General features: G+C 73.1%; 21 protein-coding genes. 15 read left to right on the top strand and 6 right to left on the bottom strand.

Annotated elements, in window-relative coordinates; genetic code table 11:
• The first annotated feature begins 41 nt into the window (after positions 1-41).
• The 6 genes from ACFTZC_RS28885 (at position 42) to ACFTZC_RS28860 (ending at position 7,655) form a co-directional block, all read left to right on the top strand.
• Entirely contained in the window at positions 42-1,145 is a 1,104-nt protein-coding gene (locus ACFTZC_RS28885) for a LacI family DNA-binding transcriptional regulator (protein WP_382894609.1), read from the top strand.
• On the top strand, positions 1,142-2,131 hold the full coding sequence (locus tag ACFTZC_RS28880; protein ID WP_382894607.1) for a 2-hydroxyacid dehydrogenase: 990 nt from the start codon (positions 1,142-1,144) through the stop codon (positions 2,129-2,131). The genes ACFTZC_RS28885 and ACFTZC_RS28880 overlap by 4 nt, the downstream gene beginning before the upstream one ends.
• Positions 2,128-3,351 carry a D-mannonate dehydratase ManD gene (manD, locus tag ACFTZC_RS28875; RefSeq protein ID WP_382894605.1) on the top strand — a complete coding sequence of 408 codons (1,224 nt, stop codon included), beginning with the start codon at positions 2,128-2,130 and terminating at the stop codon, positions 3,349-3,351. Before ACFTZC_RS28880 ends, manD begins: the two co-directional genes overlap by 4 nt.
• A 6-nt stretch (positions 3,352-3,357) precedes the next feature.
• A complete protein-coding gene (locus ACFTZC_RS28870; RefSeq protein WP_382894603.1) occupies positions 3,358-4,881 on the top strand; it encodes a mannitol dehydrogenase family protein in 1,524 nt (507 codons plus the stop codon).
• Between the two features lie 89 nt (positions 4,882-4,970).
• Positions 4,971-6,023, top strand: coding sequence for an NAD(P)-dependent alcohol dehydrogenase (locus tag ACFTZC_RS28865; RefSeq protein WP_382894601.1), 1,053 nt, complete (start codon positions 4,971-4,973; stop codon positions 6,021-6,023).
• 174 nt (positions 6,024-6,197) lie between these two features.
• Complete coding sequence (locus tag ACFTZC_RS28860) at positions 6,198-7,655, top strand: MFS transporter (RefSeq protein WP_382894600.1); 1,458 nt, start codon at positions 6,198-6,200, stop codon at positions 7,653-7,655.
• 233 nt (positions 7,656-7,888) lie between these two features.
• Here ACFTZC_RS28860 and ACFTZC_RS28855 read toward each other — a convergent pair whose 3' ends face one another.
• Both ACFTZC_RS28855 and ACFTZC_RS28850 read right to left on the bottom strand, forming a co-directional pair.
• Positions 7,889-8,512, bottom strand: coding sequence for an NADPH-dependent F420 reductase (locus ACFTZC_RS28855; RefSeq protein ID WP_382894598.1), 624 nt, complete (start codon positions 8,510-8,512; stop codon positions 7,889-7,891).
• A gap of 33 nt (positions 8,513-8,545) precedes the next feature.
• The gene (locus tag ACFTZC_RS28850; RefSeq protein WP_382894596.1) at positions 8,546-9,280 is read right to left on the bottom strand and encodes an SDR family NAD(P)-dependent oxidoreductase; all 735 of its coding nucleotides are present in this window, start codon (positions 9,278-9,280) and stop codon (positions 8,546-8,548) included.
• 144 nt (positions 9,281-9,424) lie between these two features.
• Here ACFTZC_RS28850 and ACFTZC_RS28845 point away from each other — a divergent pair, with 144 nt between their 5' ends.
• Positions 9,425-10,021, top strand: coding sequence for a TetR/AcrR family transcriptional regulator (locus ACFTZC_RS28845; protein WP_382894594.1), 597 nt, complete (start codon positions 9,425-9,427; stop codon positions 10,019-10,021).
• Between the two features lie 207 nt (positions 10,022-10,228).
• Positions 10,229-11,386, top strand: coding sequence for an ROK family transcriptional regulator (locus ACFTZC_RS28840; protein WP_382894592.1), 1,158 nt, complete (start codon positions 10,229-10,231; stop codon positions 11,384-11,386).
• A gap of 92 nt (positions 11,387-11,478) precedes the next feature.
• On the opposite strand, the gene ACFTZC_RS28835 is transcribed toward ACFTZC_RS28840, so the two are convergent.
• On the bottom strand, positions 11,479-12,243 hold the full coding sequence (locus ACFTZC_RS28835) for a GntR family transcriptional regulator (protein WP_382894590.1): 765 nt from the start codon (positions 12,241-12,243) through the stop codon (positions 11,479-11,481).
• Between the two features lie 166 nt (positions 12,244-12,409).
• Entirely contained in the window at positions 12,410-13,306 is an 897-nt protein-coding gene (sigJ, locus tag ACFTZC_RS28830) for an RNA polymerase sigma factor SigJ (protein WP_382894588.1), read from the bottom strand.
• 146 nt (positions 13,307-13,452) lie between these two features.
• On the opposite strand from sigJ, the gene ACFTZC_RS28825 reads away from it, so the two are divergent.
• The 5 genes from ACFTZC_RS28825 to ACFTZC_RS28805 all read left to right on the top strand — a co-directional run bounded on the left by ACFTZC_RS28825 (position 13,453) and on the right by ACFTZC_RS28805 (position 22,905).
• On the top strand, positions 13,453-15,096 hold the full coding sequence (locus tag ACFTZC_RS28825) for an alkaline phosphatase D family protein (protein ID WP_382894586.1): 1,644 nt from the start codon (positions 13,453-13,455) through the stop codon (positions 15,094-15,096).
• Between the two features lie 67 nt (positions 15,097-15,163).
• Positions 15,164-16,615 (top strand): SWIM zinc finger family protein, encoded by a 1,452-nt coding sequence (locus tag ACFTZC_RS28820; protein ID WP_382894584.1) that lies wholly within the window; start codon positions 15,164-15,166, stop codon positions 16,613-16,615.
• The gene (locus ACFTZC_RS28815; protein ID WP_382894583.1) at positions 16,612-19,314 is read left to right on the top strand and encodes a DUF6493 family protein; all 2,703 of its coding nucleotides are present in this window, start codon (positions 16,612-16,614) and stop codon (positions 19,312-19,314) included. The genes ACFTZC_RS28820 and ACFTZC_RS28815 overlap by 4 nt, the downstream gene beginning before the upstream one ends.
• Positions 19,315-19,411: 97 nt before the next feature.
• Complete coding sequence (locus ACFTZC_RS28810) at positions 19,412-20,845, top strand: GNAT family N-acetyltransferase (RefSeq protein ID WP_382894581.1); 1,434 nt, start codon at positions 19,412-19,414, stop codon at positions 20,843-20,845.
• Positions 20,846-21,222: 377 nt separating this feature from the next.
• Positions 21,223-22,905, top strand: a complete 1,683-nt coding sequence (locus ACFTZC_RS28805; RefSeq protein WP_382894579.1) for a DUF885 domain-containing protein — start codon at positions 21,223-21,225, stop codon at positions 22,903-22,905.
• A gap of 12 nt (positions 22,906-22,917) precedes the next feature.
• Here ACFTZC_RS28805 and ACFTZC_RS28800 read toward each other — a convergent pair whose 3' ends face one another.
• The gene (locus ACFTZC_RS28800) at positions 22,918-23,322 is read right to left on the bottom strand and encodes a GNAT family N-acetyltransferase (RefSeq protein ID WP_382894578.1); all 405 of its coding nucleotides are present in this window, start codon (positions 23,320-23,322) and stop codon (positions 22,918-22,920) included.
• Positions 23,323-23,437: 115 nt separating this feature from the next.
• On the opposite strand from ACFTZC_RS28800, the gene ACFTZC_RS28795 reads away from it, so the two are divergent.
• On the top strand, positions 23,438-24,337 hold the full coding sequence (locus ACFTZC_RS28795; protein ID WP_382894576.1) for an ATP-grasp domain-containing protein: 900 nt from the start codon (positions 23,438-23,440) through the stop codon (positions 24,335-24,337).
• Positions 24,338-24,506: 169 nt separating this feature from the next.
• Here the strand turns inward: ACFTZC_RS28795 and ACFTZC_RS28790 are convergent, their stop codons facing one another.
• Positions 24,507-25,478 carry a transcriptional regulator gene (locus tag ACFTZC_RS28790; protein ID WP_382894574.1) on the bottom strand — a complete coding sequence of 324 codons (972 nt, stop codon included), beginning with the start codon at positions 25,476-25,478 and terminating at the stop codon, positions 24,507-24,509.
• Positions 25,479-25,535: 57 nt separating this feature from the next.
• Between ACFTZC_RS28790 and ACFTZC_RS28785 the strand changes: the two genes are divergently transcribed.
• Positions 25,536-26,765, top strand: a complete 1,230-nt coding sequence (locus ACFTZC_RS28785; protein ID WP_382894572.1) for an MFS transporter — start codon at positions 25,536-25,538, stop codon at positions 26,763-26,765.
• Positions 26,766-26,810 lie beyond the last annotated feature (45 nt).

Here is a 26,810-nt window from a genome sequence, read left to right as displayed (position 1 = left end):
CTTCTCCCCTTTCTCCGTCGAGCCGGTAAACGGAGTACTCCATGGCCCCCACCCTCACCGACGTCGCCAAGCGCGCCAACGTCGCCCTGTCCACCGCGTCCCGCGCCTTCAGCGACCCGGACCGGCTCGGACCGCAAACCTTGCGCAAGGTTCTCTCCGCTGCGCAAGAACTGGGATACGAACCGAACGGATCGCGGGTCGCCGAGCCCGCCGCCGACGGGGAGACCGCCACGGTGGCCGTGGTGGTCCCCGATATCGCCAACCCCGTGTTCGGGGCCTTCGTGAAGGCCGCCCAGGGTGAGGGGTGGCACCGCAGGCAGACCGTCGTGCTCGCCGACACCGATCTCAACCCGGACCGCGAGCGCGAGGTGATCGCCCATCTGCGGGACCAGGCCGACGGGCTCGTCGTGGTGTCGTCACGGCTGGACGCCGACGAGATCCTCGGCCTCTGCGGCCGTACGCCCGCCGTGCTGGTCAACCGGGAGACGACCGGCGCGGACTGTGTGCTCACCGACGCCGCGCACGGGCTGCGCCAGGCCGTCGACTACCTCGCCGCCCTCGGCCACCGGCGGATCGCGTACGTCCAGGGCATGCAGCGCTCCTGGTCCAACGCCCAGCGCGTCGAACTGATCCGCGCCGAGGCCGAACGGGCCGGGCTGGAGCTGGAGTTGCTGGGGTGGCAGTCCGAGACGGTGGCGGGCGGGACCGCCGCGGCGGCCAGTGTGATGGCCTCCGGGGCGTCCGCGGTGATCACCCACAACGATCTGGTCGCGCTCGGTGTGATCGCGGGCGCCCGCGCGCTGGGGATCGGTGTGCCGGAGGACCTCAGTGTGATCGGGGTCGACGACATCCCGTTCGCGGAGGTGTCGCAGCCCTCCCTCACCAGCATCGCCGTCCCCATGGCGAAGGCGGGTTCCCTCGCCATGGACCTGCTCGGCCAGGTGCTCGCCGGTGACCGCCACACCCCGCGCACGCTGCGGCTGCCGACCCAGCTCATCGTCCGCGGTTCGAGCGGCCCGGCCCTCCCCCACAGCCGTCCGGCCCCTCCTCACAGCGGCCCGGCCCGCACCCACAGCGATCCGCCCCGCACCCACGACGCCGGGCTCCACACCACCGCGGGGCGAGCCACGAAGGACGGGTCATGACACTCACCGTGGTCGTCGCCGACTCCAACCTCCGGCCCCTGCGCCCCGAGTTCGAGGCCGCGCTCCCGGCGGGTACGGCCGTACGCTGGCCCGACCCGCGGGACACCACCGCCGTCGGGACCGCCCTGGCCGACGCCGATGTCCTCGTCTCCGGCCAGTGCACCGCCGCCATGGCCGCCGCGGCCCCCGGGCTGCGTCTGGTGCACGCCGCGGGCGCCGGCACGGAGAAGATCGAGACCGGTGCGCTCGCCGCCGGTACCGTCGTCGCCAACACCTTCCACCACGAGAACTCCATGGCGGAGTACGCCGTCTCGGCGGCGGTCCTGCTCCGCCGGGGCTTCCTGCGCCAGCACGAGGCGCTGCGCCGCGGGGAGTGGGACTCCCCCGTGTACGACGCCCGCGCACCCTGGGTGGACAGCCTGGGCGCGGCGACGGTCGGTTTCGTGGGCTTCGGTCATATCGGCGCCCGTAGCTGGGAGTTGTTCCGGGCGTTCGGCGCGCGGGGCGTCGCGGTCACCCGGCGCGGCGATGTCGACGCGGCGGCGCACCGGCTGGCGTGGTCGGGGACGGTGGACGATCTCGGCACCCTGCTGGAGACGTCGGACGTCGTGGTGGTCTCGGCGCCGCTCAGCGCGGCGACGACCGGACTGATCGGTCCGGCCGAGTTCGCCCTGATGCGCCCCTCGGCCGTCCTGGTCAACGTGGGCCGCGGCCCCGTCGTGGACGAGGACGCCCTGTTCCACGCGCTGAGCACCCGGGCCATCGGCGGCGCCGCACTCGACGTCTGGTACCGGTACCCGTCCGACGGCCACTCCGGCGCGCCCGGCACACATCCCTTCGAAACGCTGGACAACGTACTGATGACTCCCCATTCCTCGGGCCTCACCCGCGAGACCTTCGCGCGCAGGGCCGCCGACATCGCCGCCAACATCGGCCGGCTCGCCGCCGGCGAACAGCTCCACAACGTCGTGGCGGTGGCCCGATGACCAGGACCGACACCATCGCCGCCGTGGACGTGCTCGTCACCAGCCCCGGCCGTAACTTCGTCACCCTCAAGATCACCACGGCGGAGGGGCTCGTGGGCTGGGGCGACGCCACCCTCAACGGGCGTGAGCTGGCCGTCGCCTCGTATCTGCGCGACCATGTTGCGCCGCTCCTCGTCGGCCGGGATCCGGCACGGATCGAGGACACCTGGCAGTACCTGTACCGGGGCGTCTACTGGCGGCGCGGTCCGGTGACGATGACGTCCATCGGCGCGGTGGACCTCGCGCTGTGGGACATCAAGGGCAAGGCCACCGGGCAGCCGGTGTACCAGCTCCTCGGCGGCGCGGTCCGCGACCGCGTCCTCACCTACACCCACGCCTCCGGCTGGGACGTGCCCGAACTGCTCGACGCCATCGACGCACAGCGCGACCGGGGCTTCCTCGCCGTACGGGCGCAGAGCGGTGTGCCGGGTCATGACATGGTGTACGGGGTGACGCGGGGCGGCGCCGGGTACGAGCCCGCCGGGCGGGGCGCGGCACCGGTGGAGGAGATCTGGGACACGGAGTCCTACCTGCGGCACGCCCCCGGCGTCCTCGCGGCGGCCCGCGCGCACGTCGGCCCGGAGCTGAAGCTGCTGCACGATGTGCACCACCGGCTGACGCCCGGCCAGGCGGCCAGACTGGGACAGCGGCTGGACGACGTCGACCTGTTCTGGCTGGAGGACGTCACCCCGGCGGAGAACCAGGAGGTGCTGCGGCACGTCCGGCATCACACCACCGTGCCACTCGCCATCGGCGAGGTGTTCAACACCGTGTGGGAGTGCCAGTCGCTGATCACCGAGCAGCTCATCGACTACGTACGGACGTGTGTCACGCACGCGGGCGGCATCAGCCATCTCCGGCGGATCGCCGCGCTCGCCGAGATCTGGCAGGTCAAGCTCGGCCCGCACGGCCCCTCCGACGTGTCGCCGATCGCGCTCGGCGCGTCCCTCCATGTCGGCCTCTCCACACCGAACTTCGCCATCCAGGAGTACATGGGGTACGAGCCGCTCGTCCACGAGGTGTTCCGGCACGCGTGGAGTTACAAGGACGGACATCTGCACCCCGGGGAGCAGCCCGGTATCGGGATCGAGGTCGACGAGGAGCTGGCCGCCCGATTCCCTTACGAACCGGCCTACTTGCCGATCGCGCGCCGCCGCGACGGCTCGATGACGGACTGGTGACCGGTGATGACCACAGCGCTCCCCCGGCTCGGTGCCGGAACCGTCGCGGCGAAGCCGCCGGCCGAGACCGGCCTCGTCCATCTCGGGCTCGGCAACTTCCACCGCGCCCACCAGGCCGTGCACACGGCCGCCGCGCTGGCGCACACCGAGGGGCCGTGGGGCATCCTCGGGGTGGCGAGCCGGTCGGCCGGGGTGGCCCGGGCCCTGCGGGAGCAGGACATGCGGTACGCGGTCGTGGAGATCTCCCCGGAACACACCGAGGTGACCGTCCCGTCGGTGCACACCGGGGCGCTGGTGGCCGCCGCGCAGCCGGACGAGTTGCTCGACGCGCTGGCCGCGCCCGGCACCGCCGTCATCACGATGACGGTCACGGAGCACGGCTACACCTTCTCGCCGCGTACCCACGGTCTCGACTTCGACGCCCCCGCCGTACGGTCGGATCTGCGCGGTGACGCGCCACCGCGCACCACCATCGGGCAGATCGTCCGCGGGCTGCAGCGCAGGCAGCGTACGCACGCCGCTCCGGTGACGGTGCTGAGCTGCGACAACCTGGTGGCCAACGGCGCTCAGACCGAGCGCCTGGTGCACGAGTTCGCCCAGGCGCTGCCCGCCGCCGAGCGGGACGCGCTGACGCCGTGGCTGGAGCGTTCGGTGACGTTCCCCAACTCGATGGTGGACCGGATCGTCCCCGCCACGACCGATGTCTACCGGGAGGCGGTCGCCGCCCGGCTCGGGGTGCGCGACGCGGTACCGGTGCCGGCGGAACCTTTCTCCATGTGGGTGATGGAGGACCGGTTCGCCGCCGGGCGGCCGCGCTGGGAGCACGGTGGGGCGCTGTTCACGGCGGACGTCGAGCCGTACGAACTGCTCAAGCTCCGGCTGCTCAACGGCACGCACTCGCTCATCGCGTATCTGGGCGCGCTGGACGGGCGGGCGACCGTTCCGGAGTCGATCGGCCGTCCGTTCGTCGCGGAGGCCGCGCGAGGTGTGCTGCGCGGCGAGTACCTGCCGAGCCTCACCGTGCCCGACGACATCGATCTCGACGCGTATGTCGGGCAGCTCTTCCAACGCTGGGCCAACACGGCGCTGGGCCACCGCACCCAGCAGGTCGGGTCCGACGGCTCGGTGAAGCTGCGCCAGCGGGTGCCGGAACCGGCGCTTCTGCACCTGCGCGCCGGGCGCATGCCGCACCGGCTGGCGCTGACCGTGGCCGCGTACCTGTGCTGCGTCGCCCCGCCCGAGGGGTTCTCGCCCGGTCCGCACGCCGCCGCGATGGTGGATCCGGCGCGCGGGACACTGACGGCGATCGCGGAGCGCGCGGCCACGGCGCCCGCGGCCTCCGGGGCGTCGCGCGCCGCGTTCGTCGAAGCCGTGCTGGACAGCGGGCTGCTCGGCGACGGGCTGACCGAGTACCCGTCGTTCGGCGGCCGGATCGCCGAACTCATCGATGTCATCGTCCGGTTCGGACCGGGCGCGGCGGCCGCCGAGGCCGCGCGCGCGGCGGAGTGCGAGCCGCAGCCGACTGGCTGACCCCCCCTGCCCCCCCCTGTCCCTTCCCGCTCCCCTTCCCCTTCCCCTTCCCGGGTTTTCCGGTCCCCGCTCACAAGGATGTGAGAGACGTGCGAGACGTCAGAGAAGTGTTCGCTCCCGATTCGACCCGCGCCGCCGTCCTGTACGGCCCGGGCGACCTGCGCGTCGAAGACCGCCCGCTGCGGCCGCTCGGCCCCGACGACGTCCTCGTCACGGTCGACGCCGTCGGTGTCTGCGGCTCGGACATGCACTACTTCACCAGCGGCCGCAACGGCCGGAACGAACTGCGCCGGCCGACGGTGCTCGGCCACGAGGCGTCCGGCGTCATCAGCGCCAAAGGCCCCGCCGTCGCGCTGGACGTGGGCACCCGGGTGGCGGTGGAGCCGGCCGTGGGCTGCGGCTCGTGCCCGACCTGCCGCTCCGGGCGCTACAACCTCTGCCCGGTGGGCACCTGCCTCGGCTCCCCGCCGACCGACGGGACCTTCGCCGAACACGTCGTCACCACCGCGCGCGCCGTCCATCCGCTGCCCGACGCCATACCCCTGGAGGTCGGCTCGCTGGTGGAGCCGCTGGCCGTCGCGGTGTGGGCGGTGCGGCGCGCCGGTGTCGAGTTCGGCGACCGGGTGCTGGTCACCGGGGCGGGGCCGATCGGCATCCTCGTCGCCCAGGTCGCGCGGGCCGCGGGGGCGAGCGAGGTGATCGTCACCGATGTCAACGACGCGCGGCTCGCGCAGGCGCTCAAGCTGGGCGCGAGCTCCGTCGTCAACACGGCGGAACAGGAGCTCGAACTGACCGGTGCCGACCGGCTGCTGGAGTGCTCGGCCCATCCGGCCGCGCTCCGGCAGGGGCTCGCGGCCCTGCGCCCCGCGGGCCGGGCGATCGTCGTCGGGCAGGCCCCGCCCAGCGTGGACGGGCTGCCGCTGGCGCATCTCCAGCGCTGGGAGATCGAGCTGTCCACCGCGTTCCGCTCCGCCCACGCCTTCCCCACCGCCATCGCTCTGGTGGCCGAGGGACGGGTCGATCTCGCGGGCGTCCTGACCGGACGGTTCCCGCTCGACCGGGCGGCGGACGCCCTGCGGGCCCCGGGGAACGACCCGGCCCATCTCAAGGTCGTCGTACGCCCCGGCGACAGCCCCGCCTGACCCCCGGACGGGCCGCGCGGCGACCCCGCTCACCCGCACCACCTCGTACCGCACACCGCGACACACTCCCGCCCCCCCCCACCCCACGCACCCCCACGTACCCCTTTTGACCAGCTTTGCTCCATCAGTTCCGCTCCGCTCCGGAACTCCGATCCGTTCAAGGAGGCATGGATCATGGACCACACGACACCTGCCGTGACACCCCCGTCCCCGCCGGCCACGACCCCGTCCGGGGAACCGACGCCGGAACCCGCCGCGGTACGCCGCGCGGCCTGGGCCGGCCTGATCGGCACCGCGCTCGAACAGTACGACTTCGTCATCTACGGGACCGCCTCGGCGCTGATCTTCAGCGAGCTGTTCTTCCCCAACGTCTCGGCGTCCGTGGGCATCCTCGCCAGCTTCAGCACGTACGCGGTCGGCTTCGCCGCCCGGCCGCTCGGCGGGCTCTTCTTCTCCCGGTACGGGGACCGGCTCGGCCGTAAGTGGATCCTGGTCACGACACTTCTCCTGATGGGCGGCTCCACGCTCGCCATCGGGCTGCTGCCGACGTACGGACAGGTCGGCCTGCTCGCCCCGATCCTGCTGCTGATCTGCCGCATGGGCCAGGGCTTCGGCGCCGGCGCCGAGCAGTCGGGCGCAGCCGCCCTGCTCACCGAGACAGCGGCCAAGGGGCGCAGGGGCAGGCTCTCGTCACTGGTCATGACCGGCGCGGCGCTGGGGACGGCCCTGGGTGCCGTCGCCTGGATCCTCGCCCAGCGCCTCTCCGACGAGGCCCTGATGTCCTGGGGCTGGCGGCTGGTCTTCGGATCGAGTCTCGTCGTGACCGTGGCCGCCATGATCATCCGGCGCAAGCTCAACGAGAGCCCTGTCTTCAAGGACCTCAAGGAACAGCAGGCGCAGGAGCAGGAGCGGCGGGAGAAGGCCGCGTCACCGGTGCGGGAGGTCCTCACCCGGGGCCGCAGGCCGATGCTCCTGGTGCTCTTCATGAATTTCGGGATCAGCACGCAGTCCTACACATATCAGGTCTTCATGGCCTCCTACCTGGTGACGACCGTGGGCGTCCCGAAGGACTTCGTACCGGAGGTGCTGCTGCTCGGCGCCATCTGCGGCGGCATCGCGGCGATCTGTTTCGGCACCCTCTCCGACCGGTTCGGGCGCAGGCCGGTGTACACACTGATCCTGAGCGCCCTGGTCCTGCTTCCCGCGCCCACCTTCGTCGCGCTGAACTCGGGGTCCAAGGTCGCGATCACCGTGGCGATCGTCGTCGGCTTCATCCTGGCCTGCCAGGGCGCGGTCGGTGTCCAGATGAGCTTCTTCCCCGAGCTGTTCGGGAACCGCTACCGGTACGCGGGGGTCACCCTGGGCCGGGAGTTCTCCTCCGTGATCGGCGGCGGGGTCGCGCCGCTGATCTGCACCGCGCTGGTCACCGCGTTCTCCGGCTCCTGGATCCCCGTCGCCGTCTACATGATGCTGGTCACGACCGTGAGCCTCATCGCCACCCGGATGGCACCGGAGACCCGTGACCGCGATCTGACGCTGCCGTACGACAGCACGGATCCGGGACACGTACGTGCCGGACGGGAGCGGGCGCCGGACCGGTCCGCCGCGCGGATGGAGAAGGTCGGCGACTGACCGCCGCGGCGGACGGCCGGGATCCGGGGCCGTCCCGGGGAGCGTGGAGCGCTCCGCTTCTGCGGACAGCTGACGCGCGGCGGTGCGCGGTCGAGCTGCTGCCGGAGAAGGCCGCGAACGCCGTGATCATGCTGGAAATCCTGACCACCGATGATCCTTTCCGCCCTCGCCGAGAAGATCGCCGAGGGCGGAAAGGGCACGGCCACGCGGCGCTTCATCCGTCAATCGTTCACTCAGACGGGAAGTTCGGTGATGCCGAGGGCGAAGTCCACGTTCCCCACCCCGTGGTTGGCGAGGCCCACCGTGACCACGCCCACTCCTTCCAGCCAGTGCGCCATTTCCAGGCCGCCGACGTCCAGCGGGCGCAGCCCGAGGCTCTCGACGAACGCCTCCACACTCGCCTTGGCCTGCGCATCATCGCCGGCGATGAAGACGTCGGGCCGGCCCTTCTCCAGGACATGGCGGAAGACGGTGTTGAACGCCTTCACCACGCCGGCGCTTGCCGGGGCCGCCTTGGCGACTTCCCGCGCGATCGAGGTCTCCTCACGGTGGGCCAGCCCGTCGAAGGTGGAATTGAAGGGATTGCTGATGTCGACGATGACCTTGCCCGCGAGAGCGTCTCCGTACTGGGCGACGACCGGCACGACACCGTCGTACAACAGGGCCACGATGACGATGTCCCCGGCCGGGGCGGTGCCCCATTCTCCCGTCGTGGCGCCGCCGCCGAGGGCCTTGGCCAGGTCGGCGGCCTTGGACCGATCGCGGCCCATGACCTCGACGGTGTTGCCGCCCGCTACCGCCCGCGCGCCGATGGTGCGGGCCATGTCCCCGGTGCCGATGATGCTGATGTTGCTCATGAGATGTCCTGCCCTGGTTGTGTGTCGTTCGGTCTAGATGGCGGTGGTGCCGCCGTCGGCGACGAGTTCCATGCCGTTGACGTAGCTGGAGTCGTCGGAGGCGAGGAAGAGGGCGGCGTTGGCGATTTCGTCGGGGCGGCCCATCAGGCCGCGGGGGATGAGGGACTCGAACTGGCGCTTGGTGGCCTCGTCGAAGAGTTCTTCCTGCTTGGCGGTGGCGACCTGGCCGGGGGTCAGGACGTTGACGCGGATGCGGCGGTCCTTGAGCTCGTTGAGCCAGACGCGGGCCCAGGCCTGCTGGACGGCCTTGCTGCCGGCGTAGACGCTCCAGCCGGGGAAGGCGCCGAGGGAGGCGTTGGAGCCGGTCATGAGGATGGAGCCGCCGTCGTTGAAGAGCGGAAGGGCCTTCTGGACGGTGAACAGGGTGCCGCGGGCGTTGAGGTGGAACGCGGCGTCGAAGTGGGCCTCGGTGATCTCGCCGAGCGGGGCGGGCTCGCCGCCGCCTGCGCTGGCCCACAGCACGTCGAGGCTTCCCTTCTCCCGCTTGACGGTGTCGTACAGGCGGTCCAGGTCGTCCAGGTCGGCGGCGTCGCCCTGGACGCCGGTGACATTGCGACCGATCTGCTTCACGGCCTCGTCCAGGGCGTCCTGGCGGCGGCCGGTGATGAAGACGTGTGCTCCCTCGTCGACGAACAGCTTCGCGCCGGCCAGTGCCATGCCGGTGGTGCCGCCGGTGATGACCGCTACCTTGCCGTCGAGCTTTCCCATAGTCGCTCCCTTGGGTCGGTGGTGCCGTGCGCACCTGGGGTGATGGCGTTATGTACACCGATCTGTTTGTTTACGGTACGGGGCGGGCGACCGGGGCGCAAGCTATGTACACCGACCATTACCCAGCCGGGGTACGATGGGCTCATGACGGAGTTGGAGAAGGGCCCCACGGGCCGCCGCCGCGGCCGGGGCGCCCGCGAGCGCATCCTCAGTGCGTCCCAGCAACTGTTCCGCGAGCAGGGCATCAACCGCACCGGAATGAACGAGCTCTGCGCGGCGGCCGAAGTGTCCAAGCGCACGGCCTACCAGCACTTCACCGGCAAGGACGAACTCGTCGCCGAGTACCTGCGCCGGTTCGACCCTTCCGTTCTGTCCGGCGTGTTCGACCGCACCGACCTCACGCCCCGCGAACGGCTCCTCGCCGCCTTCGACATCCCCCCCACCACCCCCATGTGCCCCTTCATCGCCGCCGCCGTCGAACTCCACGACCCCCAGCACCCCGCGTCCCAGTACGCACGCGACTACAAGAAAGCCGTCGCCGCGCGGCTCGCCGACACCGCCCGCGAAGCCGGCGCCGCCGCCCCCGAACAGCTCGGCGAGCAGCTCGCGCTGCTCATCGACGGCGCCGCGGCCCGCACCCGGGTCCTCGACGCCGACGCCTTCCCCGCCGCCGCCGCCATCGCCGCCGTCCTCATCGACAACGCCATCCCCGCCACAGCCGGCGCTGACCGGCGACGGTAGGAAGTGTCACGTTGACTCGGCACTCCTCGGCCGGGCCGGACGCGCTGCCGGTTCGCACAGACGGCTGATCGCTGATGGTCAACCGCGGGCCGTTGTCGACCGGGCGGCGGCCGGGTCCGCCCGCGTACGCCCCGGTGCACACCACTCGCCGGGCCGTCGGGCACCGAGTACGATCCGCCACACACGCGCACGAGCTGGAGGAGTACCGTGGGGCGGCTGACCGGCGGAGATCCGTCCCTGCTGCGGAGGATCAACTCCGCGGTGGTACTGCACACCCTGCGGGACGCGGGCTCGCTCACCCTCACGGACATCACCAGGATCACCGGTCTGTCCCGGCCGACGGTCGAGGGTGTGGTGGAGGGGCTGATCGAGGCCGGGCTGGTCGCCGGGTCGGCCCCGGAGGAGGGCGAGACCCGCAGACAGGGCCGCCCGGCGCGGCGGTTCCGGTTCCGCGCCGAGGCCGGGCATCTGCTGGGCATCGAGATCGGGCCGCACCGGGTGGCGGCCATGGTCGCCGGGCTGGACGGCGAGATCATCGGCGCCGGGTCCCGGGAGGTCTCGGCGAAGGCGGACGCGGACGAGCGGCTGGCGGGGGTCCGCCTGGTCACCGACGAGGTGCTGGCGCGGGCCGGGGTGGCGCGCGATTCGCTCCGGGCGGTGGGGGTGGGCAGTCCGGGCATCGTCGAGGCCGACGGGACGGTACGGCTCGGCACGGCGCTGCCCCAGTGGACGGGGCTGGCGCTCGGCGAACGGCTGCGGTGCTCGTTCAGCTGCCCGGTGCTGGTGGAGAACGACGCCAACGCGGCGGCCGTGGCCGAGCAGTGGAAGGGCGCGGCCACCGACTCCGACGACATCGTCTTCGTCCTGGCCGGGCTCAGCCCCGGCGCGGGCTCACTGATCGGCGGACGGCTGCACCGCGGGTTCGGAGGGGCGGCGGGCGAGATCGGCGCGCTGCATCTGCTGGGGCGCGGGGTCACCCCGGAGCGGCTGCTGTCGACGACGGACGAACCGCTGCATCCGCTGGACGAGCAGGCGGTGGCGCAGGTCTTCGCCGAGGCCCGGCAGGGCGACCCGCGGGCCCAGGAGGCCGTCGAGCGGTTCATCCTGCGGCTGGTGCACGATGTCGCGGCACTGGTGCTCGCGCTCGACCCGGAGCTCGTGGTGATCGGCGGCTGGGCGGCGGGGCTCGACGGCGTACTGGACCCGCTCCGCGACGAGCTGGCCCGCTACTGTCTGCGCCCGCCCCGTGTGACGCTCTCCCTGCTCGGCGAGGCCGCGGTGGCCACGGGCGCGCTGCGGCTGGCCATCGACCATGTGGAGGAGCAGCTCTTCGCGGTGGAGAGCACGGTGACGGCCCGCCGCTAGGGACTTCGCGCGGGGACGACAGGCCCTCGGTCTCGGTCACCGCCTCCGCAGGCCTGGCCTGGCCTGTCGGTACGTGGCTCGACTCGGCTCGGCTACGACGCCCTGCGCTCCTGCGTCTCGTCGCTGATCTCCAGACCGCCGGAGTCCCCGAAGGTGAGCCGGCAGGTGTCCGCCCGGTACGTGGCCACGGAGACCGCGGCGACCCGGCCCGCCACCACGTAGCGCGTGGTGACCACGAGGACGGGCGCGCCGGGGAGGCGGTCCAGCTCCTTGGCGTCGTCGGCGCGGGCCGAGCCCAGCTCGACCGCCCGTTCCTGGGAGTCGAGTTCCAGGTGCTGGAGTTCCCGCAGGACGGCGCGGGCGCGCGCGGGGCCCGAGGGGGCGTCGATGGCGGAGAGGCCGGGCACCGAGGACGACGGCACGTAGATCAGCTCGGCGGCCACGGACTGGCCGTGCGTGACGCGGATCCTGCGGACGGTGTGGACCTGGTCGCCGTCGTCGGTCTCCAGGAGCCGGGCCACCGCGGCGGGCGCCGCCGCCGGGCCGCAGTCGAGCGGCTGCCAGGCGTCCTCGCCCTCGCCCGGCCAGGCGCGCCGGGGCGTGGAGACGTCGACACCGACGCGCGGCGGGGCGACGGTCGTGCCGACGCCGCGACGGCGCTGGAGGCGGCCCTCCAGCTCCAGTTGTTCGAGCGCCTGCCGCAGAGTGGCGCGGGCAACCCCGAAACGGGCGGCCAGTTCACGCTCGTTGGGCAGCACCTCACCGACCACGAAGTCGGAGTCGAGCGCCTCGGCAAGGACGGTCCTGAGATGCCAGTACTTGGGCTCCGGCACCGTTTCGAGCTGCGTGGTCCCCACCCTGATCCTCCGCAATCGCCGGCCGCCCGGCGGGTTTCCGTGCCCTTGTTTATTAAAGGTTCCTCACTAAAAAGCGACCATAAGACGGCCCCACCCCTTGGTCAAGACCAATGGGCACGCAGGTCACGGAAGGAAACGGATCTTTTACCCGGTGTGGAGGCCCGCCTTACACCGCGGGCCGGCCCGCGACGATGCCACCGAGCTTGTCCGGGTTGCGGATGATGTTGACGCACTGCACCCGGCCGTCCCTGATCTCCAACTGGAGGACGGAATCAGGCTTTCCGCCGTCGAGGGCCAGGACCGCGACGGCGCCGTTGATCTCGGTGAGGGTGAAGTCGTACAGCGCGAGGCCCGCCGAGATCGCGGACAGGAAGCGGCCGACCTTGTCGGCGCCCTCCAGGACGCGCGGGGGCGCCAGGGCCTTGCCTCCGCTGTCGCCGACCAGCCGGGCGTCGGGGGCGAGGAGGGCGAGGAGCTTCTCCAGGTCACCGCCGCCGGCCGCCGCGAGGAACCGCTCGGTGAGATCGCGGCGTTCGGCCGGGTCGACGTCGTAGCGGGGCCTGCGCTCCTCCACGTGGCGGCGGGCCCGGCCCGCGAGCTGCCGTACGGCGGCCTCGCTGCGCTCCAGCGTGGTGGCGATCTCCGCGAACGGGAAGCCGAACGCCTCCCGCAGGACGAACACCGCGCGCTCCAGCGGCGAGAGCGATTCGAGGACGACCAGGACCGCGAGGGAGACGGAGTCGGCCAGCACGGCACGGTCCGCCGTATCGGGCACGGTCGGGCCGAAATCGGTGACGACGGGTTCGGGCAGCCAGGGGCCCACGTACGCCTCGCGCCGCGTATGGGCCAGGCGCAGCCGGTCGATGGCGAGGCGGGTGGTGATCCGTACGAGGTAGGCGCGCGGCTCGCGGATGTCCGCGCGGTCGGCGGCGCTCCAGCGCAACCACGCCTCCTGCACGACGTCCTCGGCGTCGGCGTACCGGCCGAGCATGCGGTACGCGACCCCCGTCAGCACCGACCGGTGTGCCTCGAACGCCTCGGTGCTCACGGTGTCGGCTGCCACCCCGCCATCCTACGGTCCGGTTCCCGGACGAGCGCGGGCGGTTGTTCACCCGGGGTTCGTGCGGTGGCCGTCGCCGGGCATTAGGCATGGCAGGACACTCCGGTCACCACTCGGCCAGGGTCACCACTCGCCCAGGAGACGCATCGATGCCGTACGGCCCCCAGAACAGCCAGCTTCCCCCTTCCTCCCCGGCCTCCTCCCCCTCCGCCTCCGACGCCGCGCGCCATCCCGGCCGGCGCGGCGTGCTGCGCGGTTCGCTCGCCGCCTCGGCCGCGCTGGCGCTGCCCGGCGCCGCCGTACTGGGCGGCGCGGCGCCCGCGCAGGCCCTGTCGGGCCGGCCGCGCGCGGGCTGGGGCGTACAGGCGGGCGACATCACGACCTCCTCCGGACTGGTGTGGGTACGGTCGGACCGGCCCGCCCGGATGATCGTGGAGACCTCGGCCACCGAGTCCTTCCGCCGCGCGCACACCGTGCGCGGTCCTCTGCTCGGCGCCGGCAGCGACTTCACCGGTACGGTCCCGCTGCGCGGGCTCCCGGCGGGCGAGCGGGTCCACTACCGGGTGACGCTCGCGGACCCCGACGACCCGCGCCGTACCGGCGAACCGGTGTACGGCACGTTCCGTACGGCGCCCGCGAAACGCCGTCAGGACGTGCGCTTCGTCTGGTCGGGCGACATCGCGGGGCAGGGCTGGGGGATCAACCCCGACATCGGCGGCTTCACCATCTACGAGGAGATGCGCCGGCTCGCCCCGGACTTCTTCCTGTCCAGCGGCGACAACATCTACGCGGACGGGGTGATCGAGCCGAGCGTGACGCTGCCCGACGGCCGCGTCTGGCGCAACGTCACCACCGAGGAGAAGGCGAAGGTCGCCGAGACCCTGGCCGGGTACCGGGGCAACTTCCGCTACAACCTGCTGGACCACAACGTCCGGCGCTTCAACTCCGAGGTGCCCTCCATCACCCAGTGGGACGACCACGAGGTGCGCAACAACTGGTACCCGGGCCAGATCCTGGACGACGCCCGCTACACCGAGAAGAACGTGGACGTGCTCGCCGGCTACGCGAGCCAGGCGTTCCGCGAGTACTTCCCCATCTCGACGCTGCACGCGCGCGGCACGGACCGGCGGGTGCACCGGGTGATCAACCACGGTCCGCTGCTGGACGTCTTCGTCCTCGACATGCGGACCTACCGCAACGCCAACTCGCCCGGCCGGCAGCCCGACGACACCACCGGCATCCTCGGCGCGGAGCAGCTCCAGTGGCTCAAGCGCGAGCTGTCGCGCTCGCGCGCGGTGTGGAAGGTCATCGCCGCCGACATGCCGATCGGTCTCGTCGTGCCGGACGGTACGGCGAACATCGAGGCGGTCGCGCAGGGCGACCCGGGCGCGCCGCTCGGCCGGGAGCTCCAGGTCGCCGAGCTGCTGCGGTACATCAAGCACCGGCGGATCACGGGCACGCTGTGGCTGACGGCGGACGTGCACCACACGTCGGCGCAGCACTACCTGCCGGAGCGGGCCGCCTTCAAGGACTTCGAGCCCTTCTGGGAGTTCGTCACGGGCCCCATCGCGGCGGGTCAGTTCCCGGCGAGCGCGCTGGACGGGACCTTCGGCCCGGACCGGGTCTTCGTGAAGGCGCCGACGGGCTCGAACCTCTCGCCGATGGAGACGCCTCCGCTCTTCGGCGAGGTGGAGATCGACGGCGCCAGCGGCGAGTTGACGGTGCGGCTGCGGGAGCAGGGCGGCACGGTGCTGTTCACGAAGGTGCTCCAGCCAGGCAAGGTCGGCCAGTAAATCCGGTCGGAAAGCGGGGTTTTCCCAGCTCAGGCTGATTGTCAGTGGGCGCGTCTACGGTTTTCCCATGACGCGATCCACACAGGCTCTGGCCTATTCCCGTCCGTCCGCCCTGGAACAGACCCAGGGCGGACGGCTGCTCGGCCTGGAGACGTCGGGCGGGCTCACCCCGGCCGGTACCGAGGCGCATCCGCGCTTCTTCTCCGGGTTCCTGTCCTCGCCGCGGGCGGCGGCGCGCGGCCTGCTGGCCGTCGCGGACGTGGCGGGGGCGCGGTACCACCAGCGGGTGCCGGGGGCCTCGCTGGACCCGGTGGTGACGGGGAACGGCGACCGGCTGCGCTTCGAGTCGTTCTCCGGCTGCTGCGGGGTGTACGCGCGGCTGGATGTGCTGGAGGACGGGCTCGACGGCGCGGCGACGGGCCACGGCACGACCAATGTGGATGTGAACAATCCGCTGCGCGAGGCGCTGTCCCGGATGACCGGTGACGATCCGCTGCATCTGCGCGTGGGGCCGGACGAGTTGGCGGTCACGACGGTCGGCGGGGCGGTGGTGGAGAAGAAGGTTCCGCTGCCGGACCGCTGGCTGCGGGGGTTCGCCGAGGCGCAGGTGGTCACCGCCGGGTTCGATCTGCGGGCGGAGCTGACCGGGGCCGAGGCGGTGCGTTTCCTGCGCTCGCTGCCCCGCGGCGGGGGCAGTGCGTCGCGCGGGGCCCTGTGGGTGGTGCCGGCGGGGCGGACCCTGCGGCCGACGACCCGGCCGGTGCCGGGCGCCGTCTGCCTGCCGGGTCCCGAGCGGCTGGCGGCGTTGCAGCGGGTGCTGCGGGACGCGACGGCGCTGCGGGTGTACGGACCGCCGGTGACGGACGGGGCGGCGGTGTCGAGCGCCTGGGAAGCGGTGCTGCCGGGGATGCGGCTGACGCTCACGCTGTCGCCGGAAGCTGCGCGCGGCTTCTCCGGCGAGGGCGGTGTGCTGGAGGCGCTGGCCACCGAGGAGGCGGCCGGGGACGCCGAGTTGGTGTCGGTGCTGCTGGCGTGGGAGCCGCGGATCGATCCGGCGGAGCTGGCGGCGGAGTCGGGGCTGACGGTGGAGCGGGTACGGGCCGCGCTGACCCGGCTGGGCACGGCGGGCCGGGTCGGCTACGACGTCGCGGACGCGGCGTACTTCCACCGGGAGCTGCCGTACGACGCGGGGCGCGTGGAGCGGCACAACCCGCGGCTGGTCGCGGCGCGCGCCCTGCTCGCCGACGGGGCGGTGACGCTGGACGACGGGCCGGCCCGGGCCGCGTCGCCGGCGTCCGTCTCGTCCGCCCCTTCCCTCTCCTCCGTCTCCTCTATCTCCTCCGTCTCCTCCGTCGTCTCGGGTGAACGCCGCTATCAGGTGCGCGAGTCGGGCGGTGTGCCGAGCTGCACATGCCGGTGGTGGGCCGACCACCGGGGGCGCCGGGGGCCGTGCAAGCACGCGCTCGCGGTCCGGATGGCGCGCCGCGCGGCCGTGGTGACCACGGGCGGTGCGCGATGAGCGCGCTGCTCGACGCCGTCGGGGCGGGGCGGGTCGCGGCCGTTCCCGGGCTGGTGAAGCCGCTGACCGCCGCGGAGCGGAAGACGGAGCTGGCCGCGCTGAAGGCGCTCCGCGCGGAGCTGCGCGACTGGGGGTTCCGGCGGTGGCAGGAGCGCCAGAAGGTCGGGTGCGCGCTGGTGGTGGCGGGCGCCGGATGCCTGACGGGCGCGGCGGCCGCGGCGGCCTGGATCAGCGCCCGCGATCTGCGGGTCAGCTCGTCGCTCCCGCACCAGCTGCTGATCGATGTCCTCGCCGACCGTGACCCGCGGTGGCTGGGCGATGTCGCCCACCGGCTCGCGGATCGGCCGTCGACGGCCGCGCTGGACTACCGGCTGATCACGGAGCTGGTCCGTCTGGCGGGGTGTCAGGTGCCGACCACGGACGGCTATGTGCATGGCTGGGCGGCGGCGCTGCCCTCGCACGGCGAGCTGCTCCCCGCGCTGCGTACGGACCCCGACGTACGGATCATGGTGCCGCGGCTGTTCGAGACGGCCGAGCTGTCCGGGCCGCTCGCCTGGCAGAACGATCCGGACGAGGCGCACCACTGGCCTTCGGTGCTCGCCGTCCTCGCGGACGAGGGGGTGGTGGAGCGTCGGGTGCTGGTGGACGCGACGGTGGCGCGGCTGCTGCGCGGCGGGCGGCCGGGCGCGCTGGCGTTCTTCCTGCGTCTGCTGCGCCGGCTGACGCTGACGGCGGAGGAGGAGCTGGACCGTACCGGCGACTGGATCGGCATGGCGGCGGACGGTCCGGTGGCCGTGGCGGGGCACGCCCAGGAGGTGCTGGGCCGGCTCGCGCTCTCCGGGGCGCTGCCCGTACGGAGCCTCGCGGATCTGTCCGCCTCGATGCTCTTCCGGCCGGAGAAGAAGCTGGTGCGGGCGCAGTTGGTGCTGCTGGGCAAGGTGCTGCGGGCCGACTCCGGCGCGGCGGGCGAGCTGCTGCCGGTGGTCGCGGAGGCGTTCGGGCACGAGGACACCGGTGTCCAGGAGCGGGCGCTGAAGCTGGTGGCCCGGCATCACCCGGCCCTGGACGCGGACCGGCGTGCCGAGGTGGCGGAGGCGGCGGCGCTGCTCAGTCCGGTCCACCACCCCCGGGCGGGCGAGATCTTCGGTGACGTTCCGTCGGCGGGCGCGGCGCCGTACGTGGAGATCCTGCCGCCCGTCCCGGAGCGGGTGGCGCTGGCGCCCGCCCCGGCGGATCTGGCCGAACTGGTCGAGGAAGTGGCGGCGTTCATCGCCTCGCCGGGTGAGATGCCGGCGTTCGAGCGGGCGCTGGACGGCCTGGTCAGACACGCGTCCCGGGACCGGGGGGCGCTGGTGGCCGCGCTGCGCCCGGCGCTGGCGGGGTGCTGGTGGCTGAAGGACGAGGACCGCCGGGACCGCGACCAGTGGTTCACCCGGAACATCTGCGACCTGGAGGTGGTGGCCGCCGCGCTGCTCGACCGGCTGTCCACGCGGACGCTGCACGCCTCGTCCAACCAGGGAAAGACCGGCCGGTCGTGCGCGCACTCCCCGCTCGTCGGGGTGATCGACGCCCGGCTGCGGGAGGCGGCGTCTCTGGTGCACGCGAAGCCGCCGCCCTTCGTACTCGCCTTCCCGAGTTGGGAGACGGGGGCGCTGGATGCCGGGGTTCTCGTCGAGCGGCTGCGGGAGTACCGACGGCTGGGCGCGACGCCGGGGCCGGCCGATTTCGCCCAGGCGCTGCTGCGGGTGGACCGGGGCGGGGATCCGGCGGCGGTGCGCGCGGCGGCGGAGCTCGGCACGCCGGAGGCGGACCGGCTCGTCGCCTGGCTCACGGCGGACGGCGCTCCCGTACCGGCCCTTCGGCCGATGGCGGAGCCTCCGCGGCCCGCGGAGGTCGCGGGGACCGTGTGGCCGAACCGGAGGGAGCCCGAGAAGAGCGAGACGACCGAGAAGACCGAGCGGGAGGAGCTGTCGGCCGTGCGGCGGGAGTTCCCCGAGTCGTTCCACTGGCTCGGCCACCCGGGGCCGCGGAGGGTGCAGGCCTGCTACCACTGGGACGGGCTGCGGGGCAGCCACTGGACGGCGGTCCTGCCCCAGGACCGGGAGGCGCTGGCCGCCCGGCTGCTCACCGAGTCCGCGTCGAGCGCGCGGGACGATGAGCGGGGCGGGACCTGGTGGCTGCCCCTGCTCGCCGAGCGAGGGGGGCCGGTGGGCCGGTGTCTGCACCGGGGGCTGGCGTACGGGCTGGGCGCCCGGCATCCGCAGGACCGGCTGCCGGCCGTGGACGCGCTGCTGGTGCTCGCGGCCCGGGGCGAGCTGTCCGGGCCGATGCTGAGCGAGGAGCTGGCCGCGCTGGTGATCTCGTCGGACATGAAGATCAACCGGCTGGCCGACGCGGCCCGTACGGCGGCCGCGACGGGTGCGTACGGAACGGTCGCCTCGGTGCTGCTGCCGGCCCTGCCCGCCCTGCTCGCCCCCGAGCCGGCGGCGTCGGGGGGCGGCTCGCGCTCCTCGGCCACGCACCCCGGGCTCGGGGAGATACTGTCCGTGGCCGCCGACTGCGTGGAGCGCGGCGGGGGCTCCGAGGAGATACCGGGGCTGGCGGAGCTCGCCGGACGTCGGGGCACCTCACAGGTGATCACACAAGCCTCCCGACTTCTGGTCGCGATCCGTCAGGGGAACGATCACTCCGCGCCATAAATGGCCAAAGATGGCTCAAAAGGGAACAGATCCAGCCTTAACCCATCAGTCACAAACCGTTCGTGATCACGCAACACCGTTCGGTCAGAGTGAGGTCATGACCAATGTGACTTCCGCGAAGAGTGCCCGCCGCCCCCACCACTGGCGGCGGGATCTCGTCGAGCTGGCCGCCCTGTTCACCGCGGTGGCAGTCGCCGACGCGCTGGCGAACCTGATCGCGCACGGACCCGACGGCGGGTTCCTGCTGGTCGCCTCGGCCGTGGCGCTCATTGCCACGGCCGCGTTCCACACCTGGTGGGCACGGAGGCACGGGCACGCGCCACCGGCGTCCGGCGGAGACGGACCGCCCGCCTCCGCCCCGGCCACGGCACCGGACGTACGGGAGGGGGCGGAGCCGGAGGAGACGGCCCTGTGGCGGATGCGGACGACCGTGAAGGACGAACCGGGCAGCCTGGCCGCGCTGTGCGTCACCTTCGCGACGCACCGGGTGGACATCCTCACCCTGGGGACCCACCCGCTGGCCGACGGCACGGTCGACGAATTCCTGCTGCGCGCCCCGGCGTCGCTCCAGGCGAAGGACCTCGTCCGTGAGGTCTCGGCCGCGGGCGGCACCGCCACCTGGATCGAGCGGGCCGACGCGCACGACCTGGTGGACACCCCCACCCGGGTGCTCGGCCTCGCCACGCGCACGGCGCTGGACGGTGCCGAACTCCCTCTCGCGCTGCGACAGTTGCTGGGACGGTGCACCATCCACTCCCGGCCCGCGGGATCCACGGGCGGACAGGCGTCCGACCAGGACGGCCCGGAGGGTGAGTGCGAGGGCATCGACGGACAGGACGGTACGGAGATGCGGCTGCGGGACCCGCACGGCGGCAGCATCACCATAGAGCGCCCGTACCTCCCCTTCACCCCCACCGAGTTCGCCCGCGCCCACGCGCTGGTGGAGCTGGACACCCGGCTCGGCCCGCGCATCCCCCGCAGCCAGGACGTGCTCACCCTCCCCGAGGGCGAGGAGATCACCGTCCGCCGGGCCGACATCGCCGACCTCGACGCCGCGCTCGCCATGCACAGCCGCTGCACGCCGCGCACCCTGGGCCTGCGCTACCACGGCCCGGTGGGTGACGCCGACCGCTATCTGACGCACCTGCTCAGCCCGCGCTTCGGACGGACGCTCGCCGTCCAGACCGCCTCGGGGCGACTCGTCGCGCTCGGCCATCTCCTCTGGGACGGCGACGAGACCGAGGTCGCGCTGATCGTCGAGGACACCTGGCAGCGGCGCGGCATCGGCTCCGAACTGCTGCGCCGGCTCGTCGCGCTCGCCGTCGAGGCCCGCTCGGGCAGCGTGTACGCGGTGACCCAGGCGTCCAACACGGGCATGGTCGCGGCCATGCGCGACCTCGGGCTGCCGCTGGACTACCAGATCGACGAGGGCACGCTCGTGATCACGGCCCGGCTGGAGCAGGCCGCCCCGGGCGGGTCGCCCCGTCCCTCGTACCACGACTCCGGGCTGTTCGACCGGACCACTCCGTGACGCCCGCCGGGCGGCGGCCCGCCGCCGCCCGGCGCCGCCCCGTCGTGCCGCCCCTCGGTCATGCCGCCGCCCCCACCCCGCCGTCCGGCGGCGCGCGAGTGTAAGGATCCGGCCAAAGTCGGTTCAGGGCCGCGGGCACCGCTCCCCCTCGGTTCCGGGCCCGGGCCGGTCCGTATCCGGCGGAATTGACCGGCCGTTTCGCCGCACGGAGAAGGCCGGATTCCGGTGTCCGTCGTGGCCTGCCCGCGCCGTCCCGAGGCGTACGACGCGGGCGGCGCCGGGCCGCCCGTCTCCGCCGGCCCATCTGATCAGCCATTCCGACCGTGCACCGGAGAAGGTGAAGTGACGCGGCCGTCCGGGTCGGAGAGGATGGCGCCATGTCAGACACAGCCGGCAGCGCGCTGCCCCGCCAGGTCGCCGACGCCTACGTCGACGCGCTCATCGAACTCGACCCGATCACCGGGACCTATCTCGGCGTGGCGGAATCCTCCCGCCGCCTCCCCGACTTCTCCCCTGCCGGTCAGCAGGCCCGCGCCGATCTCGCCCGGGCCACGCTCGCCCGGCTCGACGAGGCCGAGACCCTGCCGGGCGCCGACAGCGATGCCGAGCGGCGCTGCGGCCGGCTGCTGCGTGAGCGGCTCACCGCGTTCCTCGCCGTCCACGACACGGACGAAGGGCTGCGCGAGGTCAGCAACCTCCACTCCGCCCCGCACTTCATCCGCAACGCCTTCAGCGTGACCCCCGCGGAGACCGAGTCGGACTGGGCGGCGCTCGCCGCGCGGATGCGTGCCGTGCCCGCCGCGCTGGAGGGGTACCGCGCGTCGCTGGCCCTGGGCATCGAGCGCAAGCTGCCGGCCGGGCCGCGCGCGACGGCGACCTTCGTCGAACAGCTCACGGAGTGGGCGGGTACGGACCGGGGCTGGTTCGAGGAGTTCGCCGCGGCCGGCCCCGACTCGCTCCGTACCGAACTGGACGCCGCCGCCCACGCGGCGACCGCCGCCGTGGCGGAACTGCGCGACTGGATGCGTGAGGTGTACGCCCCGGCCGTCGAGGACGCGCCCGACACCGTGGGCCGGGAGCGCTACGCCCGCTGGGCGCGCTACTACAACGGTACGGACCTGGACCTGGACGAGGCGTACGCGTACGGCTGGTCGGAGTACCACCGGCTGCTCGCCGAGATGAAGGACGAGGCGGGGAAGATCCTGCCGGGCGCGGGCCCCTGGGAGGCGCTGGCCCATCTCGATGTGCACGGCGCGCACATCGAGGGCGTCGACGAGGTCAGGATCTGGCTCCAGAAGCTGATGGACGAGGCGATCGACGCGCTGGACGGCACACACTTCGAACTCGCCGAGCGGGTACGCCGCGTGGAGTCCCGCATCGCCCCGCCCGGCGGCGCGGCGGCCCCGTACTACACCGGCCCCTCCGAGGACTTCTCACGCCCCGGCCGCACCTGGCTGCCGACCATGGGCGAGACCCGCTTCCCGGTGTACGACCTGGTGTCGACCTGGTACCACGAGGGCGTCCCGGGCCACCATCTCCAGATCGCGCAGTGGACGCATGTCTCGGACCAGCTCTCCCGCTATCAGGCGTCGGTGGGGCAGGTCAGCGCCAACGCCGAGGGCTGGGCGCTCTACGCGGAACGACTCATGGACGAGGTGGGCTTCCTGCCGGACGCGGAGCGCAGGCTCGGCTATCTGGACGCGCAGATGATGCGGGCCTGCCGGGTGATCGTGGACATCGGGATGCACCTGGAACTGGAGATCCCGGCGGACTCGCCGTTCCACCCGGGCGAGCGCTGGACGCCCGCCCTGGCGGAGGAGTTCTTCGGCGGCCACAGCGGCCGGCCCGCGGACTTCGTCAGCAGCGAGCTGACCCGCTATCTGTCGATGCCGGGCCAGGCCATCGGCTACAAGCTGGGCGAACGCGCCTGGCTGCTGGGCCGGGAGAACGCGCGCACGGCGCACGGCGACGCGTTCGACGCGAAGGCGTGGCACATGGCCGCGCTGTCGCAGGGCTCGCTGGGTCTGGACGATCTGGTGGACGAGCTGTCGAAGCTCTGAGGCGGGCCGGGCTCAGCCGCGTGGCACGAGCGGCATGAGCCCGGCCTCGGTCGTCCGGAAACCGCAGCTCGCGTAGAAGGGCGCCAGTGCCGGTTCGTAGTCGACATGGAACCAGCGCGCGCCCCGCGCGCACGCCTCGGCCGCCGCGCTCCGCACGAGCCGGCGGCCGAGGCCCAGGCGGCGCTCGTCGGGGTGGACGGTGGTGTCGAGGACGAAGGCGTGCAGTCCGCCGTCGCCGACGACGTTGACGTACCCGACGAGCCGCCCGGCGCGCCGGGCGGCCACCCAGAGCAGGCTGCGGTCGAGGAGGGGCGCGAACGCCGTCGTGGTGTGGTCCGGCCACGACGCGGCGAAGAGTTCGTTCAGCTCGTCGTCCGAGAGGGCGGGACGGATGTCGAGTGCGGGGGTCGTGGACACGTTCTCTCCTGGTTCTCTTCTGATTCTCTTCCGCCGGAACCGCGACAATCACAGGGCAGTCAAAGGGCAGTCACAAGGTGTGCGACTCAAGCGTGTGAAATGTCTGGGGGATGCGATGGAAGCCGGTTTTCTGTTCTGCGCCGATCCGCTGCGGACTGTCCGGACCGATCCGGTGTTCGCCGCCGAGGCGGCCCTGGCCCGCTCGCCCGACTCGGCGTTCGCGCTGCTCGACCATCACGCCCTGCTCTCCGGCGACACGGCGGGCGCGCTGGCGGGGGTACGGCGCGGTTCGGGGCCCTACTGGTACCGGGGGTGGATGATGCCCCCCGCGTCGTACGAGGAACTGGCGCGCGGCATGGAGGTACGGGGCTGCCGACTGCTCACCGACCCCGGTTCGTACCGGCGCGCGCATGAACTCCCCGGCTGGTACGCGGAGTTCGCGGACCTGACGCCGCGGAGCGTCTGGCAGGAGCGGCCACCCGCCGAACCCCCCGCGCGGGCGGAACTGGCGGCGCTCGCGGCGCCCCTCGGACCGGGCCCCGGGATCGTCAAGGACTACGTGAAGTCCCGGAAGGACCGGTGGGACGAGGCCTGCTTCGTCCCCGAACTCACCGATCACGAGCGCCTCATGGCGGTGGTGGACCGCTTCTTCGCGCTTCAGGAGGACTCGTTGACCGGCGGGGTGGTGCTGCGCGCGTACGAGCCGTTCACGCCCGGCGGTGAGGCCCGCGTGTGGTGGGTGGACGGCGCCCCGGTCCTGACCACCCCCCACCCGGACACCCCCGGCCACCTGCCGGACCTGGACTCCACGCGGGGTGCGGCGCCGGTGCTGGAGGCGGTGGCCGCTGCCGTACGGGCCCTCGGCTGCCGGTTCCTGACGACGGATCTGGCGCTGCGGAAGGACGGGGTGTGGCGGGTGGTGGAGGTGGGCGACGGACAGGTGAGCGGAGCCCCGGCCGGGGCGGACCTGACGGACCTCTTCACCGCGCTCGCGGAGGCAGGCGCCACGGACTGACGCGCCCCTGCCACGGACCGTCTCCCGTGCCACGGGGCGTCCGGTGGCACGGCGGGCGGGTGGCTCAAGTGCGGGCATAGGGGCCCATGATGGACGGGGCGGGGGCGGTTGTCATGTGGTTTTCCCCTTGTTTTTCCCTGGGGTGCGGGGCCGTTGTCCGGGGGCCGGGTCAGGCGTCGTGCTGGGCGTTGACCAGGACCTCGCCCGCGTCGGTGCGGAAGTAGAGCACGGACCGGCCGGCGCGGCGGCGGCGTATCAGCCGGGCGTCGAGGAGGACCTTGAGATGGCGGCCGACCGAGCCGAGGCCCTGGCCGGTCAGGGCCACCAGTTGGGTGGTGCTCTTCGGGGTGTCGAGGAGGACCAGGACGCCCGCCCGCGCGGGACCGAGCAGCGCGCCGAGGCTCTCGGGGACGGGGGTGCGGTCCGCCTCGGCCAGGGCGCCTGAGCAGGGGTAGACCACGGCGTAACGGTGCGGCGCGTCCCAGGAGACCCAACCGGTGACCGGTGTCACGGGGACGAACATCAGGCGCGCCCCGGACAGTTCTCTCGGCGGGTTGTTCTTGGTGTTGATCTGGAGGCGGCTCCCGCCGAGCCAGCGCATCCCGGGACGCATGCCGTCCAGGGGCGCGGCCCAGCCGGCCCGGCCGAGCCTGGCCGTACGCGCGACGACGTCCGCCTCGATGACGCGGCGGCGCCTCGGCCAGGTGGGCAGCACGGTCCGCGTCCACACCCACGTCAGTACCTCGGCGGTGCGTTCCGGCAGGTCGGAGCGGTGCAGCCGGGCGGGGAGCGGGCCGTTCAGCGATACGGTCAGATCGGCGCGGGCGGCGTCGGCGGGCGTCTCGCGTACGCGCCTCACCTCGTCCTCGAAGGGCTGGTCGCCGTCGCCGGTCGGGGTGGGCGTGAGGTAGTCCGCGTTCCAGTGCCGCCCCAGCGCCGCCCGTACGAGCAGCGCGCCGACCGGGTCGTCCGCCTGGCGCTCGCGGTAGGCGGGCAGGTGGAGCCCGAGCCAGGCGCGCTCGCCCGGGTGCGCGGCCGTGCCCCGCTCCAGGGTCTTGAGGCTCGCGACCGTCTCGGCCAGGGCGGAGACGACGAAGCGGCTGTTCGCGAGGGTGTCCGCGCTGATCTGCCACCAGCCCATGTTTCGCCTCCCCGCGAAAGAGTAACGTCCCGGCCGGGGCCGCTCGACACTCCGATCATGCGTACCTACCGCGAACTCTTCCGTGTGCCCGAGTTCACCCCGCTGTTCCTCATGTCCGCCGGACAGGTCGGCGCCCAGACGGTCGGCGGGCTCGCGCTCGGCACCCTGATCTACTCGGCGACCGGTTCACCGCTGCTCTCCGCGCTCGCCATGTTCGGGCCCTCTCTCGCCCAGGTGATCGGCGCGGCCACACTCCTCTCGGCGGCCGACCGGCTGCCGCCGCGTGCCACGCTGGCCGGGACGTCGCTGCTGTTCGCCCTCGGCACCGCTGTCCTGGCCGTCCCCGGGCTGCCGGTGGGGGCCTCGTTCGGGGTGCTGTTCCTGCTCGGTACGGTCGCCTCGCCGGTCGGCGGGGTGCGGTACGGGCTGCTCAACGAGATCCTTGAGCGGGACGGCTATCTGCTCGGGCGCTCCGTGCTCAACCTGTGCGCGGGCGCGGCGCAGATCGGCGGCTTCGCGGTCGGCGGTCTGCTGGTGACCACCCTGTCGCCCCGCGGCACCCTGCTCGCGGGCGCCGCTCTCCACCTCGCCACCGCGGTCGTCGCCTACCTCGGTCTCAGCGGCCGGCCGCCGCGTACGACGGGGCGCCCCTCGCCCGCCGAGACCTGGCGGACCAACACACTGCTGTGGTCCTCTCGTCCCCGCCGCTCCGTCTATCTCGCACTGTGGGTGCCCAACGGGCTGATCGTCGGCTGTGAATCGCTCTTCGTCGCCTACGCGCCCCGGTACGCGGGGCTCCTCTTCGCCTGCGGCGCCTGCGGCATGCTGGCCGGGGACGTCGCGGTGGGCCGGTTCGTGCCGCGCCGGTGGCGGGGGCGGCTCGGCGTACCGCTGCTGCTGTTGCTCGCCCTGCCGTATCCGCTGCTCGCCCTGCGTCCTGCGCTGCCGCTCGTGGCGGCGGTCGTGGCCCTGGCCTCGGTGGGGTTCGCCGCGAGCCTGGTCCTCCAGGAGCGGCTGATGTCCCTGACTCCGGATGAACTGAGCGGCCACGCGCTCGGGTTGCACACCTCGGGGATGCTCGCGATGCAGGGGGTGGGCGCGGCGCTGGCGGGCGGCGTCGCCCAGCTCACCTCGGTGCCGACGGCGCCGGCCGTCATGGCGGTGCTCTCCGTCACCGTCACACTGACCCTGGCACCCGGGCTGCGGAAGCGGAAGGGGCCGGCGCCGAGCAGTGGGGCACCACGGGCACCACGGCCGACGCGAGCGCCCCGTACACCGTTGCCGTGACGGCGTTGCCCTGACATTGCCGCCGTGGCACCGTGGCGGTGGCAC

The sequence above is a fragment of the Streptomyces sp. NPDC056987 genome, from assembly GCF_042673865.1.
Classification (GTDB): Bacteria; Actinomycetota; Actinomycetes; order Streptomycetales; family Streptomycetaceae; genus Streptomyces.
This window is presented reverse-complemented; position numbering and strand designations above follow the sequence as displayed.

Bases quoted from the DNA above. Each gene is read 5' to 3' on its own strand.
- manD (WP_382894605.1), top strand. From the start codon at position 2,128: ATGACCAGGACCGACACCATCGCCGCCGTGGACGTGCTCGTCACCAGC.
- ACFTZC_RS28845 (WP_382894594.1), top strand. From the start codon at position 9,425: ATGACGGAGTTGGAGAAGGGCCCCACGGGCCGCCGCCGCGGCCGGGGC.
- ACFTZC_RS28850 (WP_382894596.1), bottom strand. From the start codon at position 9,280: ATGGGAAAGCTCGACGGCAAGGTAGCGGTCATCACCGGCGGCACCACC.
- ACFTZC_RS28885 (WP_382894609.1), top strand. From the start codon at position 42: ATGGCCCCCACCCTCACCGACGTCGCCAAGCGCGCCAACGTCGCCCTG.
- ACFTZC_RS28785 (WP_382894572.1), top strand. From the start codon at position 25,536: ATGCGTACCTACCGCGAACTCTTCCGTGTGCCCGAGTTCACCCCGCTG.
- ACFTZC_RS28855 (WP_382894598.1), bottom strand. From the start codon at position 8,512: ATGAGCAACATCAGCATCATCGGCACCGGGGACATGGCCCGCACCATC.
- ACFTZC_RS28870 (WP_382894603.1), top strand. From the start codon at position 3,358: ATGACCACAGCGCTCCCCCGGCTCGGTGCCGGAACCGTCGCGGCGAAG.
- ACFTZC_RS28825 (WP_382894586.1), top strand. From the start codon at position 13,453: ATGCCGTACGGCCCCCAGAACAGCCAGCTTCCCCCTTCCTCCCCGGCC.
- ACFTZC_RS28790 (WP_382894574.1), bottom strand. From the start codon at position 25,478: ATGGGCTGGTGGCAGATCAGCGCGGACACCCTCGCGAACAGCCGCTTC.
- ACFTZC_RS28815 (WP_382894583.1), top strand. From the start codon at position 16,612: ATGAGCGCGCTGCTCGACGCCGTCGGGGCGGGGCGGGTCGCGGCCGTT.
- ACFTZC_RS28880 (WP_382894607.1), top strand. From the start codon at position 1,142: ATGACACTCACCGTGGTCGTCGCCGACTCCAACCTCCGGCCCCTGCGC.
- ACFTZC_RS28795 (WP_382894576.1), top strand. From the start codon at position 23,438: ATGGAAGCCGGTTTTCTGTTCTGCGCCGATCCGCTGCGGACTGTCCGG.
- ACFTZC_RS28820 (WP_382894584.1), top strand. From the start codon at position 15,164: ATGACGCGATCCACACAGGCTCTGGCCTATTCCCGTCCGTCCGCCCTG.
- ACFTZC_RS28810 (WP_382894581.1), top strand. From the start codon at position 19,412: ATGACCAATGTGACTTCCGCGAAGAGTGCCCGCCGCCCCCACCACTGG.
- ACFTZC_RS28805 (WP_382894579.1), top strand. From the start codon at position 21,223: ATGTCAGACACAGCCGGCAGCGCGCTGCCCCGCCAGGTCGCCGACGCC.
- ACFTZC_RS28860 (WP_382894600.1), top strand. From the start codon at position 6,198: ATGGACCACACGACACCTGCCGTGACACCCCCGTCCCCGCCGGCCACG.